General features: G+C 61.7%; 13 protein-coding genes. 8 read left to right on the plus strand and 5 right to left on the minus strand.

Going from position 1 to position 15,687, the window contains the following annotated elements:
- Nucleotides 1-81: 81 nt before the first annotated feature.
- Nucleotides 82-1,104 carry a DNA cytosine methyltransferase gene (locus HMPREF1136_RS10600; RefSeq protein ID WP_009648048.1) on the plus strand — a complete coding sequence of 341 codons (1,023 nt, stop codon included), beginning with the start codon at nucleotides 82-84 and terminating at the stop codon, nucleotides 1,102-1,104.
- 40 nt (nucleotides 1,105-1,144) lie between these two features.
- Here HMPREF1136_RS10600 and HMPREF1136_RS10605 read toward each other — a convergent pair whose 3' ends face one another.
- Both HMPREF1136_RS10605 and HMPREF1136_RS03950 read right to left on the minus strand, forming a co-directional pair.
- Entirely contained in the window at nucleotides 1,145-2,992 is a 1,848-nt protein-coding gene (locus HMPREF1136_RS10605) for an ATP-binding protein (protein WP_009648033.1), read from the minus strand.
- Between the two features lie 52 nt (nucleotides 2,993-3,044).
- Entirely contained in the window at nucleotides 3,045-3,950 is a 906-nt protein-coding gene (locus tag HMPREF1136_RS03950) for an aldose-1-epimerase (protein ID WP_034504815.1), read from the minus strand.
- A gap of 124 nt (nucleotides 3,951-4,074) precedes the next feature.
- Between HMPREF1136_RS03950 and HMPREF1136_RS03955 the strand changes: the two genes are divergently transcribed.
- The 4 genes from HMPREF1136_RS03955 to HMPREF1136_RS03970 all read left to right on the plus strand — a co-directional run bounded on the left by HMPREF1136_RS03955 (nucleotide 4,075) and on the right by HMPREF1136_RS03970 (nucleotide 7,689).
- Nucleotides 4,075-5,406 carry an aminopeptidase C gene (locus HMPREF1136_RS03955; protein WP_009648036.1) on the plus strand — a complete coding sequence of 444 codons (1,332 nt, stop codon included), beginning with the start codon at nucleotides 4,075-4,077 and terminating at the stop codon, nucleotides 5,404-5,406.
- A gap of 191 nt (nucleotides 5,407-5,597) precedes the next feature.
- Nucleotides 5,598-6,380, plus strand: a complete 783-nt coding sequence (locus HMPREF1136_RS03960; RefSeq protein ID WP_009648017.1) for a gamma-glutamyl-gamma-aminobutyrate hydrolase family protein — start codon at nucleotides 5,598-5,600, stop codon at nucleotides 6,378-6,380.
- Nucleotides 6,377-7,054, plus strand: a complete 678-nt coding sequence (locus HMPREF1136_RS03965) for a sugar O-acetyltransferase (RefSeq protein ID WP_009648047.1) — start codon at nucleotides 6,377-6,379, stop codon at nucleotides 7,052-7,054. Before HMPREF1136_RS03960 ends, HMPREF1136_RS03965 begins: the two co-directional genes overlap by 4 nt.
- A complete protein-coding gene (locus tag HMPREF1136_RS03970) occupies nucleotides 7,051-7,689 on the plus strand; it encodes a peptide deformylase (RefSeq protein WP_009648029.1) in 639 nt (212 codons plus the stop codon). Before HMPREF1136_RS03965 ends, HMPREF1136_RS03970 begins: the two co-directional genes overlap by 4 nt.
- A gap of 36 nt (nucleotides 7,690-7,725) precedes the next feature.
- On the opposite strand, the gene pflA is transcribed toward HMPREF1136_RS03970, so the two are convergent.
- The 3 genes from pflA to pflB all read right to left on the minus strand — a co-directional run bounded on the left by pflA (nucleotide 7,726) and on the right by pflB (nucleotide 11,222).
- Nucleotides 7,726-8,604, minus strand: a complete 879-nt coding sequence (gene pflA, locus HMPREF1136_RS03975) for a pyruvate formate-lyase-activating protein (RefSeq protein ID WP_034504804.1) — start codon at nucleotides 8,602-8,604, stop codon at nucleotides 7,726-7,728.
- Between the two features lie 137 nt (nucleotides 8,605-8,741).
- On the minus strand, nucleotides 8,742-8,993 hold the full coding sequence (gene grcA2, locus HMPREF1136_RS03980) for an autonomous glycyl radical cofactor GrcA2 (protein WP_009056454.1): 252 nt from the start codon (nucleotides 8,991-8,993) through the stop codon (nucleotides 8,742-8,744).
- A 123-nt stretch (nucleotides 8,994-9,116) separates the two neighbouring features.
- Entirely contained in the window at nucleotides 9,117-11,222 is a 2,106-nt protein-coding gene (pflB, locus tag HMPREF1136_RS03985) for a formate C-acetyltransferase (RefSeq protein ID WP_009648039.1), read from the minus strand.
- A 275-nt stretch (nucleotides 11,223-11,497) separates the two neighbouring features.
- On the opposite strand from pflB, the gene HMPREF1136_RS03990 reads away from it, so the two are divergent.
- From HMPREF1136_RS03990 to rho, 3 genes are all read left to right on the plus strand, one after another.
- The gene (locus HMPREF1136_RS03990; RefSeq protein WP_009648018.1) at nucleotides 11,498-12,805 is read left to right on the plus strand and encodes a homoserine dehydrogenase; all 1,308 of its coding nucleotides are present in this window, start codon (nucleotides 11,498-11,500) and stop codon (nucleotides 12,803-12,805) included.
- 1 nt (nucleotide 12,806) lies between these two features.
- Complete coding sequence (gene thrB, locus HMPREF1136_RS03995) at nucleotides 12,807-13,757, plus strand: homoserine kinase (RefSeq protein ID WP_034504807.1); 951 nt, start codon at nucleotides 12,807-12,809, stop codon at nucleotides 13,755-13,757.
- Between the two features lie 221 nt (nucleotides 13,758-13,978).
- Nucleotides 13,979-15,679 (plus strand): transcription termination factor Rho, encoded by a 1,701-nt coding sequence (rho, locus tag HMPREF1136_RS04000; protein ID WP_009648031.1) that lies wholly within the window; start codon nucleotides 13,979-13,981, stop codon nucleotides 15,677-15,679.
- Nucleotides 15,680-15,687 lie beyond the last annotated feature (8 nt).

Genomic DNA, 15,687 nt, shown 5'->3' on the forward strand with positions numbered 1-15,687 from the left:
GTCTGCTGCGTTCAACTAATGGTGTATCACGGTAGGATAATGCTGTCGTTGTGTTGCTTGTGACCAGAAGAGGGGCACGCCGTGTCGAACATTCGTGCGATCGATTTGTTCTGTGGAACAGGCGGTCTCTCTCTTGGTTTGCAACAGGCAGGAATTGAGGTAGTTGCAGGCATCGATCTTGAGCATCGCTGCAAGTATCCCTACGAGCACAACCTGAACGCTCAGTTCATCGAAGCGTCGGTGGTTGACGTGACTGCTGAGATGCTGAATGAGCTGTGGGGGCAAGGTGCACTTCGTCTTCTTGCCGGATGCGCGCCGTGTCAACCATTTTCCAGTCAACGGCGGGGCAAAGATCCGTCTCAGCACAAGAACTGGCGTCTACTTGATGAATTCGGGCGCCTCGTCTGCGGGACAAGTCCCGACTACGTGACGATGGAAAATGTTCCTCTTCTTGCGCGTGACGCCATGTTCAAGCGTTTCGTACAGACTCTTGAGACAGAAGGGTACTCAGTTGACTACGGGATCCTATATGGGCCCGACTTCGGTCTGCCTCAGAAACGCCGTCGTCTAGTTCTCGTAGGCGCACTGGCAGCTGAACCGAAGCTGCCGACACCCACACACGCACCGGACGAGTATGTCACGGTTGACAGTGCTATCGGAGATCTTCCGCGTTTGGCCTCAGGAGAGCATGATCCCCGAGATCCGCTGCACTATGCACGCCGTCTGTCCCCGATGAACCTGAAGCGGGCACAGCATTCACGGCAGGGAGGGACATGGCAGGATTGGCCGATTGAATTGCGGTTGCCGTGTCAAATTCGTGATGTCAATGCGAGCTTTGGGTCGTTCTACGGCCGCATGCGGGCGGACGAGCCATCGCCAACGATCACGACGCAGCCATATAACACTGGTGCGGGACGCTTTACTCATCCCACCCAGGATCGCGGCCTCACTCTGCGCGAAGCCGCGATCCTTCAGGGGTTCCCGAAGGACTTTATCTTCACTGGACCGGACGAGAAGATAACCCTAGAAAATGTCGGTCGTCTCATTGGGAATGCTGTTCCTCCAGTCTTCGGACAATTAGTAGGTAAAGTATTCCAATGCTGATAGGCTGATGTGCTCAAGCTATGTAAAAAGTGCTGAAGGATTATTCACTTGTTGCGAACTCAATCATTTCTTCAATCAGATGCTCATATAGGCGCATAAATTCTTGGCGTCCATACTTAGTTAGGGTGCAGCAGTGCATGATGATGTTGCGCAGACAAAGTATTTTTTCGATATTGCGAGTGGATTCGGGTGCGACAGCTCTGAATGAAAGACCATTGCTATTGGTCTTGTCAGCAAATCTTAGAAGATCGCTAAGAAGTAGGTAGTCCAAATCACTTATCGTGTGACGTATACTAGTTCGACCGCTATATCCTTGCTTAGCTTCCTTGGTGCGGGTTTTCTGTACAATATTCTTCCAAATTGAACCTTTGCGTTGTTGAACGTTTGAGGAATGGCCAGTGGTCATATTCGAATTTGGTGTTGTTGGGTTCGAATCCTCGTATAAAAGTTGCTGAATGTGAGTTGGATAGTCAGATCTGTGCTGATAACCGGCGTCGATGAGTATGTGTCGCAGCAGGTTTTCTGCGAAAAAAGCGCGTGTATAAAATCTTGAATTGAGTGATGCGCGATCAACGAGTTCATTTAGTGTTTTGTCCCAGTATTCTCGTTCCATAACTGGAAACTTGTCGCGAATCTGTTTCATGGTTGCTTTGGCGAGCTGGTCGGCCGCGCGGGTATCCTTTGATGCATTCTTAGTCGTTGGGTCACCTTCCTCTTTGAGTTGTATACGCATGATGTCCCAGTGGTCGTATATGTTCTTGAGGATTAACTTAAGTTCAGCAAGGACAGCTCGATAAATGGGGTCATTCGCTATCACCTGTTCACGAGCTGATGTAAAGGGGTCGGTACCGGCGCGATCGAGACCGTTTACATGAATCTGGCCATAGATGTATTGTTCAGGCACTCTTGATGATGGAATGTGCTGGAGGATGTTTCGTTCCCTGATGCGTCCATTGACAAATAGGTCAAGAGTGGCGCGCTCGTCGCTTCCGTAAATGTGTAGATCTCGTGGCTTATTTGTGGATGCTATAAATCCAGTAATTTGAATATCATCAACTGCTGGATCGTTTTCTGCTCCTGCGCTATTAGTATTCAATACAGTGATCGGTATCGTATACTCCTTTTCTGGCACTGTATTCCGACATCTTTCAATAGCGTGATCTAACTGATCTGTAAAATCGTCCTTTGTTCCAGGAAATAGCCAGGCAAACTGTGTTTTAGAGATCAGCTTTCCTAGATCCTGTACTGTGACTTCTACTTTGTTGTAGTAGATGTGAAATTCTGGATCGATCAATGAAAATCGGAAGCCCTGAGCAATTGAAGATCGTAGAAATTCATCACCCGAATTGGCGGTTCTCATGCCATTAAGGATCAGTGCGGTTCCGCTATTACTTGGCAGTGTGTCAAGTAGTTTGTAAGCTTGAGGGATTGCGTCGTTGAGTATAACTTCTTCAGTTGTTAGATCATTCGTAATAGCTTGGTCTAGTTCAATGTTGCTAATTAGGCATCCGGTGGGCCCTGTGGATGTTGTTTTTGAAGCAATGGAAATTGTGTCTGCGCAGGATAGTAATGCTAGTTTCCCGATTCCTTTAGCGCCGATGTATGGACGCCCTGTTGCGCTGTGTCGCTCTGTTCCCTCGCGACCTCGTTTTGTGTATCCTATCTTGAGAAACTTATCGTCGAGGTCCTTAGAGGACATTCCGTGTCCGTCGTCGAGGATTGACAGCGTTTGAGTAGAACGGTCTAGTTCGATCCAAACATTCCTTGCGTCAGCATCCCATGCGTTCGAAATGGCTTCACCAATCACTGTGATGAAATTGCGATAGAGTTGGCGTCCGAGGTGATCGAGAACCGTCATCGAGATTAAGAACTTATGCTCCTGTGACATTGTTGTTACCTCCTCGTAACTGTAACTGCGTAGTTACTGTATCACGCGTTTGTCAGTTACTGGCCAGCGTCACGGCGATCCGCGCGCTCAGCGTGTGGGTCTCGCCCGCGTTCAGGGCGATCACGTCCGTGCCCGAGTTGAAGGCGTTGGGCGGGCAGCTCATCGGCTCGACGGCAACGCCCACGCGGTCGATGTTATCCGCCGAGTAGACCTGCAGCCAGGGAGCATCCGAGGACAGCGATACGCCCACGCCGGAGGCGGGGTCGCGCAGCGTGACGGTCCAGGTGCCCTCCGGCAGCCCCCCGAACGCGTGGTCCAGTAGGGAAGTGCCGATGAGGGCGTGGGAGCGGAAGTCCAGGCCGAAGGACGCGACGTCGTGGGGGGCGACCGGGATCATGGAGGCGTTGGCCTCGTAGATAATCGACGCGGGATTCTCAAGCTCCAGATCGTCCACCTGCACACCGTCGACAGCCAGGTAGGGATGGAATCCGACGCCGTAGGGGGCGATGCCCTCGCCGATGTTCGTTGCCGACAGTTCGACGGCGAGGCCGAGCTCCAGATCCAGGCTGTAGCGCGCGGACGCAACGAGCGTCCACGGGTAGGAGTAGCGCGCTGGGATGAGAGCGCGTAGGAGCACCGAGGAGGCGTCGGCCTCGGCGATTTCCCACTCTTGGAAGGCCACAAAACCGTGCAGGGATGTGCCGAAAGCGTGCTCGTCGACGGGCAGGTCGTAGGAGGTCCCTTCCCACGAATAGGTGCCTCCGGCGACGCGATTCGGCCAGGGCATGAGCACCTTGCCCAGGTAAGCGGGGGGACACTCGTCCACGCTGTGCGGGACGATGAGCTCGTGCCCCCGATACGTCAAGCCGGCCAGGCCCGCGCCGACCGTGACAATCCGCGCCCGATAGTTCCCGGCCCTCAGAACCACTTCGCGCCCCGATGCGCCTACCGTAACCATGAATGCTCCTGTGCGTTCACTGAACATGAAACACACTCATTCTAAACGGAGTCGAGTCGTTCGCATCACGCGCCAGGCGTATCCTTATAGAGAATGACTCTCGATAGAAAGGATGCCCAGACTTATGGCTCACGAGATCACCGACGAGCTGATTGACCGCCTTCAGGCATACTCGGACAGCGCCCGCACGGTGGCGCGCAACGCCGTTTCCCACGCCGGCGTCGAATCCGTCGCCTTCGACCGCGCGAAGGTCGTCGCCACCCCCACCGTCGTCTCCCACAAGGTGGACGACTGGAAGGTCACCTCCCAAAAGAAGTCCGGCCGCTGCTGGCTCTTCTCCTCCCTGAACCTCCTGCGCTCGACAACCCGCACGCATCTGGGCCTCAAGGACTTCGAGTTCTCGCAGAACTACGTCCTCTTCTGGGACAAGTTCGAGCGCGCCAACTTCTTCCTGACCGACATCATCGCCACGGCCTCGACCGAGGAGCTGGACGGTCGACTCCTGCAGTTCCTCCTCGGCGACGTTCTCTCCGACGGCGGCCAGTGGGACATGGCTGTGTCCCTGTACCTCAAGCACGGCCTCGTCCCCAAGACCGCGATGCCCGAGACCGAATCCTCCGGCCACACCGCCCCGATGAACAACCGCCTGAAGGTCGTCCTGCGCCGCACCGCCCTGGAGCTTCGTGCCCTCGTCGCAGACGGAGCCTCCGAGGAAGAGATCAACGAGGTCAAGGAAGCCGCGCTGGCCGACGTGTGGCGCATCCTCGTCATCTGCCTGGGCGAACCCCCGGCCTCCTTCGAGTGGGAGTGGCGCGACGATTCGGGCAAGTTCCATCGCGATGGCGTCCTCACCCCGCGCGAGTTCTACTCCCGCTACGTGGACGTGGACCTCACGCAGTACGTGTGCCTCGTCGACGACCCGCGCGCCGAGCACCCCAAGGGCCACACCCTGACCGTCGACCACATGGGCAATGTCGTCGGCGGTCGCCCGATCCTGTACGTGAACACCCCCGTCGAGCAGATCCGTCAGATCACGGCTTCCATCCTCGCCTCGGGTCGCGCCGTCTGGTTCGGCGCCGACTGCAGCCAGCAGTCTGATCGCGCCTCCGGCCTGTTCGTTGAGGGACTCTACGACTTCGACAACCTGTTCGGCGTGGACTTCTCCACCTCCAAGGAGCAGCGTGTCAACACCGGCGAGTCCGCGATGAACCACGCGATGCTCTTCACCGGCGTCGACATTGACGAGGCCGGGGAGGGCCGCCGCTTCCGCGTGGAGAACTCCTGGGGTGAGGACCACGGCGACAAGGGCTTCTTCACGATGGACGCCGCCTGGTTCGACGCCAACGTCTTCGAGGTGGCCGTGCACGTGGACGACCTGCCCGCCGATCTGCGCGCCGTCATCACGGAGGAACCCCTGCACCTGCCCGCGTGGGATCCGATGGGCGCGCTCGCCTGAGCGTTCGTTTCGTGGAACGAGGCCGGGGCATGGACACGTGATCGCGTGGCCTACCCCGGCCTCGTCCGTTGATTTCACGCGAGAAACGCGCACTTTTCGCAGTGCCGTACGACGTGGACGCGCGCTGTCACAAAACGCCATTTTGTGAACGCACCGCGCGCGCGGACCCGTCTCCTGCCATGATAGAGACCATGACGAACCACACGAAGCCGACGTTGTTGATTTCCAACGTCCTGCCGGCACGACCGGGGGACGAGGCATACAACAACATCTGCATGCGCCTGTGGGATCGTCTTCTTCAGGCAGCTCTGCCGACCTGGAACGTCATTCGCGAGTACGCGCAGGAGGACGGAGCCGAGGGGGCAGCGCTGCGTGCACAGGCCGCCGACGCGATCATCATCATGGGCGGCGAGGACGTCCACCCGCTCAACTACGGCGGCTCGCAGGGCTACAACCGCGAGGGTCGCCACTGGTACCGCGCCGACCAGGGACAGCTCGCTCTCGTCGACTACGCCGCCCGCACCGGCACACCGCTGCTGGGCATCTGCCGCGGTATGCAGATCATCAACACCGCGTTCGGCGGCACCCTCGAACAGCATATCGACGGTGCGGATGGCACCCACACGAACCCCACGATCCTCTCCGACCACCGCTTCATTCGCCACAGCGTGCGCGTCGAGACCGACAGCCACCTTGAGCGTGCCTTGACTCCCGTCCTGACCAACTCGGAGCTGATCATTTCGTCGGCGCACCACCAGCGCGTCGCACGCCTCGCCGAAGGCCTTCAAGTCAGCGCTTACGCTCCCGACGGAACGATCGAGGCCATCGAGTCGATCGATGCCCCCATTATCGGCGTGCAGTGGCACCCCGAAGACCCCGCAGCCGACATTTCCCAGCTGCACGCACTTCTGGGCCACTTGGACGCGCGCCGCGCGCCGCGACTGGAGAGGGCCTCGACTACCCTGGTCGCATGACCATCTCCCCAGGAACCAATTTCGACGACCCCCGATTCCACGACGATGGGCGCACGCCCGCCCGACGCATGCGCGACGGCGACTACTACGTTGCGGACGATGAACTCTCGGCGCTCACGAGGCGGGCCGTTCGTCTTCTTGGCCTCTACGAGCAGGCTCACCCGAGCGACCCAGACATCGCTCGCTACCTGCTCTCCCAGGTCCTCGGACAGGTGGGGGAGAATGTTGATATTCGCCCGCCCCTGCGCGTCGATTACGGTGACAACATCACCATCGGGGACGGCTCCTGGGTTAACTTTGGCCTCACCGCCCTCGATGTTGCTCCTATTGTGATCGGTGCTGACGTTCTCATCGGACCGAACTGCTCCCTCTACACGGCGATCCACCCGACCGAGCCCGGGCCTCGTCGCGCCAAGTGGGAATCCTCCGCGCCCATCACCCTCGAGGACAACGTGTGGCTGGGCGGCTCCGTCGTCGTCTGCCCCGGCGTGACCATCGGCGAAAACTCGATTATCGGCGCGGGCGCGGTCGTCACGCGCTCGATTCCCCCGAACTCCGTCGCCGTCGGAAACCCCGCCTGCGTCATCAAGGCACTCGACCCGAGCGTGCCGCGCGCCATCGAAGCCTCCGGCGTTGGCGTCATAAGCCGCGGGGAAACGGGGGAGCGGGCATGAGCGTCCTGCCGATCTGCATCACGGGCGAGCCTGTCCTCCACCGGGTCGCGGATCCCGTCGAATCCTTCGACTCAACCCTGCGCGACCTGGTGGCCAACATGATCGAGACGATGCACGCAGCCCCCGGCGTCGGATTAGCCGCTCCGCAGGTGGGCGTCGGCCTCCAGCTTTTCGTCTGGTCTTATCGCGGCGGTGGTGCCTTTGATCGGCGCTACAAGGACATCCTGGGAGTCGACGACGGAGCAGCCCGCGGCTACAACTCCGCAATGAGCGGCGTCGTCGTCAACCCGACGCTCGAACTCGTCTGGGATAACGATGGCGTCGGCGCGATTCTACCCACGCAGCCCGACATGACGAATGAGTCCGAAGGATGCCTCTCCGTCCCCGGTGTCCAGTACCCGCTACGCCGCGCGCTCGGAGCGATCCTACGCGGCTACGACGCCGACGGGAACGTTGTCCGGGTCGCCGCCCGCGGATGGCTCGCTCGCATCTTCCAACACGAGTACGACCACCTGCGCGGAACCCTCTACGTTGATCGCCTCGATACGCCCTACCGTGAGTCCTCGCGCGCACACGTGGCCGAACGAGGCTGGGGCATCCCCGGATACACGTGGACCCCGGGGGAGCGAGCCTAGCCCACCCCTCCCAGGGTCCTTGTATGTACGCGGAGGTCAGTGGACCTCGAAGCCCAGCGAACGGAAGTAGTTGCGCACATCCTCCGTCGCTGCGGGTGTCGGGGCCTTCGCGTCCTCGAGCTGGTACTCCAGGCCGAGCGAATGCCATTTGTCTTTGCCGAGCTGATGGAAAGGCAGAACCTCAATACGGTCGATGACATTCTTCCAGCGGCTGACGATTTCGCCAACCTTGCGGATGTTGTCAGGGTCGTCCGTCAGACCCGGAACCAAGACAAAACGGATCCAGATACGGGTGTCACCGCCGCGTGCCGCGATGCGGTCGCCGAAGGTGATCGTGGGAGCCAGATCGCGGCCCGTCGCCTTCTTGTACGTCTCTGGGTCGCCGCTCTTCACATCCAACAGCACGAGGTCGATGGCATCAAGCATCTCGTCATCGCAGTTCGCGCCCAGGTAACCGGAGGTGTCAATGCATGTGTGCACACCCATCTCCTTAGCACCCAGGAGGATGCGTTTGGCGAAATGGGGCTGCATGAGAACTTCACCGCCGGATAGCGTGATTCCGCCCTTCGTTGTGCGGAAAATGCGGCGATAGCGCGCAATACGAGACAGCAGTTCCGTATCGGACACGGGCGCGCCGTCCTTCATGAGGAACGTATCGGGGTTGTGACAGTACAGACAGCGCAGCGGGCAGCCGTTCAGAAACACGGTCATGCGCGTTCCGGGACCGTCAACGGCTGTGACAAGTTCCCATGAATGGATCGAACCGAGCGTGCCCTCGCGCATGCGTCGCAGGCGTTCGGAACGCTCCAGGTCCGTGATCTCCTCAAGGCCCTCAACACCCGCACCGACGGTGCGGGACTGGGGGGCTTGGAAGTCCTGCTCGCGAAAAGTCGGAATAGCGAGGAGCTGCGTCATGTTTCCTTCTTCGAGGGGATGGGGCGCGGTGTTCACGCAGGAACGAGGCCGGGGTAGGTCGGTGGGATTGGCCGACAGCGGCATACAGAGTAGTGGGGCGTCGTGCGTACGCCCGACGCCCCACTACATTCGACCGATCAGGCCGAGTGGTGGAAGGTGCGGGACAGAACGTCCAGCTGCTGCTCACGGGTGAGCTTGACGAAGTTCACGGCGTAGCCGGAGACGCGAACGGTCAGGTTCGGGTACTTCTCGGGGTGCTCCATGGCGTCCTTCAGGGTGGACTCCTCGAGCACGTTGATGTTCGCGTGGTACAGGCCGTCCTTGTCGCCGCGCTCCTCGCGAGCGGCCTTCATGTCAGCGAGACGCTCTTCGTAGGTCTTGGTTGCCATAACATTTCTCCTTACTTGTGAGACGCCGGCGGTGCCGGCTGGGCGAACCGGGTTGCGGTGCGCCCACGATGGTGGGTGGCGGGGATCAACGCAGGTTGCACATCGACCCCCGCCAATGGTGGATCAGTAGCCCTTGGTGCCGTCGTAGGCGCAGGAATCGTCCGGAACGAAGCCCGCGTCGAGGATGCCGACCAGGTTCTGGATCTGCTCTTCCTTGGAACGACCCAGGCCCTGCGGGGTGATCGTGTTCGTCAGCGAGATGCCGTCGAGCGCGTCGTTGTAGTCCAGCTTGCCGACCGACAGCATGGAGGCAACCATGCCGTGCGTGTCGATGCCGTTCTCCGGGTTCGCGCCGGGGGCGAAGGGGGTGCCCTTCTCGTGGCCCGACGGGAAGGAACCGGTGGCCTTGCCGTAGACGACGTTCGAGGTGATCGTCAGGACCGACTGGGTCGGGATCGCGTCGCGGTACATGGGGATCGCGCGAATCTTGTCCATGACGGTGTGGACGACGGTCGCGGCGATGTCGTCGGCGCGGTCATCGTCGTTGCCGTAGGTCGGGAAGTCGCCCTCGGTGCGGTAGTCGACGACCAGGCCGGTCTCGTCGCGGATCGGGTAGACCTTCGCGTACTTGATTGCGGCCAGGGAGTCGGCGACGATGGACAGACCGGCGATACCGCAGCCCATGGTGCGCACGATCTCAGCGTCGTGCAGTGCCATCTCGATGGCCTCGTAGGCGTAGCGGTCGTGGCAGTAGTGGATGATGTTGAGGGCCTCGACATAGGTGCCGACGACCCAGTCCAGCATTTCCTCGTAGCGCTTCCACACGTCGTCGAAGTCGAGCGGGCCGTCACCCTGGACGGGCTCGTAGCCTTCCATGACCTGCTTGCCGGTCATCTCGTCGCGGCCACCGTTGATGGCGTAGAGGAGAGCCTTGGCGGCGTTGACGCGAGCGCCGAAGAACTGCATCTGCTTGCCGACGCGCATGGGGGAGACGCAGCATGCGATGGCGGCGTCGTCGCCCCAGTGGGCGCGGATCTGCGGATCGGACTCGTACTGGATCGACGAGGTCTCGATCGAAATGCGAGCGCAGAACTCCTTGTAACCGCGGGGCAGGTTCTCGTCCCAGAAGATGGTGATGTTCGGCTCGGGCGCGGGACCCAGGTTCACCAGGGTCTGGAGCAGACGGAAGGAGGTCTTGGTGACCAGCGTACGACCGTCGTCGCCGAAGCCAGCGTCCGACCAGGTGGCCCAGTAGGGGTCACCGGAGAAGATCTGGTCGTAGGCGATGGTGCGCAGGAAGCGGGTGATACGCAGCTTGATGACGAGGGCGTCGATGATCTCCTGCGCGCCGGACTCATCCAGCGTACCGTTCTTCAGATCACGCTCGAAGTAGCAGTCGAAGAAGCCGGAGAGACGACCGATCGACATAGCGGCACCGTCCTGGGACTTCACGGAAGCCAGGTAGCCGAAGTAGGTCCACTGCACGGCCTCGTGTGCGTTGGTGGCGGGGCCGGAGATGTCGTAGCCGTAGGAGGCGGCCAGGTTCTTCAGCTTCTTGAGGGCCTTGATCTGCTCGGAGTGCTCCTCGCGGTAGCGTGCCCAGTGCTCGGAGAAGGGCTGGTCGGCGTAGCGATCCTTATCCTTCTGCTTCTCGGCGATCAGGTGGTCCACGCCGTACAGGGCCACGCGGCGGTAGTCGCCGATGATGCGACCGCGGCCGTAGGCATCCGGCAGGCCGGTGATGATGTGGGAGGAGCGAGCGGCGCGAATACGCGGGGTGTAGATATCGAAGACTGCGTCGTTGTGGGTCTTGCGGTACTGGGTGAAGATCTTCTTCACCTCGGGGTTGTATTCCTTGCCGGCCTCGTGGATGGCGGTCTCGACCATGCGCCAGCCGCCGTTCGGCATCATTGCGCGCTTGAGCGGGGCGTCGGTCTGCAGGCCGACGATCACGTTGTCGTCCTCGCAAATGTAACCGGGCTTGAAGGCGTCGATGTCAGCCGGGGTATCGGTGTCAACGTCGAGGATGCGCACCTTGCGCTCTTCGGAAAGGTACTTTTCCTCAAGGGTGTTCCAGACCCGCATGGTCTTTTCGGTGGGACCCGCCAGGAACGAGGCATCGCCCTCGTACGGCGTGTAGTTCAGCTGGATGAAGTCGCGCACGTCGATTTCATCGCACCAGTTACCCTTGACAAAACCTTCCCAGGCTTTCTGGTCTGCTGTCGTCATTCTTCCTCTTCTCGGATCTTTCCGTATCCCTGTGGGGACGGTTGTAGGGAGCAAAGCTCCGTCAGTGCGCCGGATTCCGGCGCTTGGGTCTATTGTCCTACGACCGATGGGGTGGGACAACCGCTTTCGTCTATCGACCTATGCTCTGTGTCTCAGGGGTGTGGGTCTTAAGTCTCCCACGCTTCAATTGTAGGACGAAGGTCCCCGTAAAGAAAGTGGGGGCTTTGACCACATACACTGGTGTCAGTGCCCGTTTCACGAAGGAGAAAATTCCTATGTCTGCACCCCGTCCGGTCCTCGGAGTTGGCGTTCTTGGAGCTGGAACCGTTGGTAGCCAGGTCATTCGCATCCTGCAGTCGAGCCGTGAGGATTTCGCGGCACGTTCCGGTGCTGAGATGGAGGTCCGCCGCGTTCTCGTCCGCAATGTGGATGCTCCGCGTGACTCGCCGATTGATCGCGAGCTGCTGACGACGGACCCTGCTGAGGCGATTGACGGGATGGACCTCGTGGTCGAGTTGATCGGCGGCATCGAGCCTGCGCGCACGTTCGTGCTGCGCGCCCTCACACAGGGTATTTCGGTCGTGACGGGTAACAAGGCGTTGCTGGCCGCCCACGGCCCCGAACTGTACGAGGCTGCCGCCTCCAACGACGCGGACCTTTATTACGAGGCCGCCGTGGCCGGCGCGGTCCCCGTCGTATACGGTCTGCGCGAGTCGCTGGCCGGTGACCGCGTCACCACCGTGATGGGCATTGTCAACGGCACGACGAACTTCATCCTGGACGCCATGAGTTCCAAGGGCCTGAGCTACGAGGATGCCCTCAAGCAGGCGCAGGACCTGGGCTTCGCCGAGGCCGATCCGACCGCAGACGTCGAGGGCCTGGATGCCGCAGCGAAGTGCTCCATCCTGGCCTCGCTGGCCTTCCACACGCGCGTCGGCATCGACGACGTCGCGGTCGAAGGTATCTCCAATATCACCAAGGAGGACATGGAAGAGGCCGCTCGTGTCGGCCACACCATCAAGCTCCTGGCCATTGCCGAGCGCCGCATCGGTGAGGATGGCCGCGAGGGAGTCGCCATGCGCGTTCACCCCGCCCAGGTGCCATCCGACCATCCGCTGGCTTCCGTCGACGGTGCCTTCAACGCGATTCTGGTCGAGGGTGAGAACGCCGGACGCCTCATGTTCTACGGCCAGGGTGCCGGCGGGGCTCCCACGGCCTCGGCCGTCCTGTCCGACCTCGTGGCCGCTGCGCATCACCGCGCCTTCGGAGGTCACGCCCCTCGCGAATCCGTCTACGCCCACCTGCCGATCCTCGATCCCGGATCGACCCACACGCGCTACCAGATCCGCCTGCAGGTCGAGGACCGTCTCGGCGTGCTCTCCGACGTCGCCGGTATTTTCGCCCGCCACGGCGTCTCGATCCAGTCGGTGCACCAGCGCAACGACGAGGTTCCCGGTGCGTGCGTCATCGTCGTGACCAGCCATCAGGCCCGCGAGGCAGACCTGCGCGCCGTCGCTCGTGCGCTCGCCGTGTCCGACGCCGTGCGCGAGGTGACCTCCACGATCCGCGTTGAGGGTGAGTGAGGTGCGCGTGCATGATGACTTTGTCGCGGTGAAGGTTCCCGCGACGAGCGCCAACCTGGGTCCCGGCTTCGACTGCATGGGCCTCGCGCTCGACCTGTGGGACGAAGTGTCAATCCACGCGACGACGGGGTCGACCTCGGTCGTCGTCGAAGGCGAGGGGGCTGGCAACGTCGACCTCGGCGAGGATAACTTGGTCGTTCGCGCTCTGCGTCTGGCCCTGGACCACGCGGGCGCTCCCCAGGTGGGGGTGCGCATGCGCTGCATGAACCGCATTCCTCATTCGCGAGGCCTGGGTTCCTCCGCGAGCGCAATCGTTGCCGGCCTGACGCTGGCCCGTGCGCTCATCGGCGATCCGGACGTGCTGGGGCGCCAGGAGATCCTCGAGATCGGCTCGGAGCTGGAGGGACACCCCGACAATGTTGCACCCGCCGTCTATGGAGGGGCCACCGTTGCCTGGATGAACGAGGACACGAAGGAGGTGGGTGCGCTTCGGCTGAACCCGCCGGCGTGCGTGTCTCCCGTCGTTTTCATTCCCGACTTCGAACTGCGTACTGCTACCGCCCGCGCTGCGCTGCCCGAGAACGTGTCTCACGTGGATGCGCGCTTCAACGTCGCCCGCGCGAGCGCGCTCGCTGCGATCCTGTCCGGTCATGCGCAGGCCAGCGGGGGAGCGGATCTGCACGCGGTGCTCATGGAAGCGACGCGCGACCGCCTCCACCAGGAGCAGCGCCGCGGTGCCATGGAGCCCTCGCTGGCCCTCGTCGACTGGCTGCGCGGTGCGGGATACGCCGCCGTGGTCTCGGGTGCCGGACCTACTGTCATCTCGCTGGAACCCGTTGGCGCGCAGATTCGCCGCGAAGCCGCGGACTCGGGGTGGCGTGTCCTTCCCCTCACGGTGGCCGCTTCCGGCGTGCAGATCACTCGTGGATCTTTAGCGAAGGTGGAGTTCTAACTAGCCTCTCATCTGTGAGTTTCTGCGCAAGCACCGTCAGTTTCGCTGTCTAATCGACAGCTGGCTGGCGGTCTTGCTATATTTTTTTCAGGTCCGAGTCGAATGCTCGACTCCGATCATTGCGGTGCGCCCTCATTGCGCATCTTCCTCCATCAAGCTTTCTCGTGTGCTTGAGCAATTCACCTCGCCCGACTTGGGCGCATTCCAGTAAGGACCACTTCGTGAGCAACGAAACCCCCGCCGAGATGACGACCGTGTCGCTGTCGGCGATGAAGCTGCCTGAGCTGAAGGCCCTGGCCGCGTCCCGCGGTCTCAAGGGCATTTCCCAGCTTCGCAAACCCCAGCTGATCGAGCTCCTGAGCAACGACGCCAGCGCTCCGACCACGCAGGAAGCCGCTCCGGGCGAGGAGACCCCTGCCTCGTCGTCTGAAACCCCGGACGTTCCCGCGCAGCCCGAGGCTCCCGTGGCCGACATGCCTGCCGTTGAGATGCCCGCAGCCGAGGCCCCGCGTCGTTCACGCCGCCGCCGCGCGGTGAGTCAGGGAGCCGTGGAACCCGCGCATGTCACTCTCGACCTGCCGCTGCCCGCTTCCGAGCGCAGTGAGTCCACGCCTGAACCCGACACGACCGTCGTCGAGACCGTCCTGAACATCGAGCTGCCCGACGGCGACGACACCGAGGGACGGCGTGGACGCCGCGAACGCGGACGTCGCTCCCGTCGCGAGCGCGAGAACCGCGACAACCGTGAGGGCCGTGAGAATCGCGAAGCGCGCCCTGCGCGCGGCGGCGAGGACAACCTCGCCCCGATTGCCGGCATCCTCGACATCCAGGAGAACCACGCCTTCGTGCGTACCTCCGGCTACCTGCCCGGCCCGAACGACGTCTACGTGACGCTCGGCAACGTGCGCCGCTGGGGTCTGCGCGCCGGTGACGCGGTCGCCGGTGCCGTCCGCCTGCCCCGCGAGGGCGAGCGTCAGCGCCAGAAGTACAACGCCCTCGTGCGCGTCGACTCCGTGAACGGCATGACGATTGAGCAGGCGCAGGCGCGTCGAGAATTCGGCAAGCTGACGCCGGTCTACCCCTCCGAGCAGCTGCGCATGGAGACCTCGCCGAAGGCCTACACGCCGCGCGTCATCGATCTGGTTGCCCCGGTGGGCAAGGGGCAGCGCGGCCTCATCGTCTCGCCGCCCAAGGCCGGTAAGACCATGGTCATCCAGCAGATGGCCAAGGCCATCGAGCTGAACAACCCCGAGGTGCACCTCATGGTCGTCCTGGTGGACGAGCGCCCCGAAGAGGTCACCGACATGCGCTCGATCGTTAAGGGCGAGGTCATCGCCTCCACCTTCGACCGTCCCGCATCGGACCACACGACCGTTGCTGAACTCGCGATTGAGCGCGCCAAGCGCCTCGTGGAGCTGGGTCAGGATGTCGTCGTTCTCCTCGACTCGCTGACGCGACTGTCGCGCGCCTACAACCTGGCTGCGCCCGCCTCGGGCCGTATCCTCTCCGGTGGTGTCGACGCGTCCGCGCTCTACCCGCCCAAGAAGTTCTTCGGCGCGGCCCGCAACCTCTCCGAGGGCGGCTCGCTGACCATCATCGCCTCCGCGCTGGTGGAGACCGGGTCGAAGATGGACGAGGTTATCTTCGAGGAGTTCAAGGGCACTGGCAACATGGAACTGCGCCTCTCGCGTCAGCTTGCCGAGCGCCGCATCTTCCCGGCGATCGATCTCAACGCGTCGGGTACCCGCCGCGAGGAGCTGCTGTTTGCGCCCGAGGAGCTGCGCATCATGTGGAAGCTGCGCCGCGTCCTGGGCACCCTCGACCAGCAGCAGGGCCTCGAGCTGGTCCTCGACAAGCTCAAGGAAACCCAGTCGAACGCTGAGTTCCTCATGCTCATCCAGAAGACGACGCCCTCCGAGTGATCGGCGGG

This window comes from Actinomyces sp. ICM47 (genome assembly GCF_000278725.1).
Classification (GTDB): Bacteria; Actinomycetota; Actinomycetes; order Actinomycetales; family Actinomycetaceae; genus Pauljensenia.

What these genes read in the sequence shown, in the direction of transcription:
- HMPREF1136_RS10605 (WP_009648033.1), bottom strand. Translation starts at nt 2,992, where the DNA reads ATGTCACAGGAGCATAAGTTCTTAATCTCGATGACGGTTCTCGATCAC.
- HMPREF1136_RS03950 (WP_034504815.1), bottom strand. Translation starts at nt 3,950, where the DNA reads ATGGTTACGGTAGGCGCATCGGGGCGCGAAGTGGTTCTGAGGGCCGGG.
- HMPREF1136_RS03955 (WP_009648036.1), top strand. Translation starts at nt 4,075, where the DNA reads ATGGCTCACGAGATCACCGACGAGCTGATTGACCGCCTTCAGGCATAC.
- HMPREF1136_RS03960 (WP_009648017.1), top strand. Translation starts at nt 5,598, where the DNA reads ATGACGAACCACACGAAGCCGACGTTGTTGATTTCCAACGTCCTGCCG.
- HMPREF1136_RS03965 (WP_009648047.1), top strand. Translation starts at nt 6,377, where the DNA reads ATGACCATCTCCCCAGGAACCAATTTCGACGACCCCCGATTCCACGAC.
- HMPREF1136_RS03970 (WP_009648029.1), top strand. Translation starts at nt 7,051, where the DNA reads ATGAGCGTCCTGCCGATCTGCATCACGGGCGAGCCTGTCCTCCACCGG.
- pflA (WP_034504804.1), bottom strand. Translation starts at nt 8,604, where the DNA reads ATGACGCAGCTCCTCGCTATTCCGACTTTTCGCGAGCAGGACTTCCAA.
- grcA2 (WP_009056454.1), bottom strand. Translation starts at nt 8,993, where the DNA reads ATGGCAACCAAGACCTACGAAGAGCGTCTCGCTGACATGAAGGCCGCT.
- pflB (WP_009648039.1), bottom strand. Translation starts at nt 11,222, where the DNA reads ATGACGACAGCAGACCAGAAAGCCTGGGAAGGTTTTGTCAAGGGTAAC.
- HMPREF1136_RS03990 (WP_009648018.1), top strand. Translation starts at nt 11,498, where the DNA reads ATGTCTGCACCCCGTCCGGTCCTCGGAGTTGGCGTTCTTGGAGCTGGA.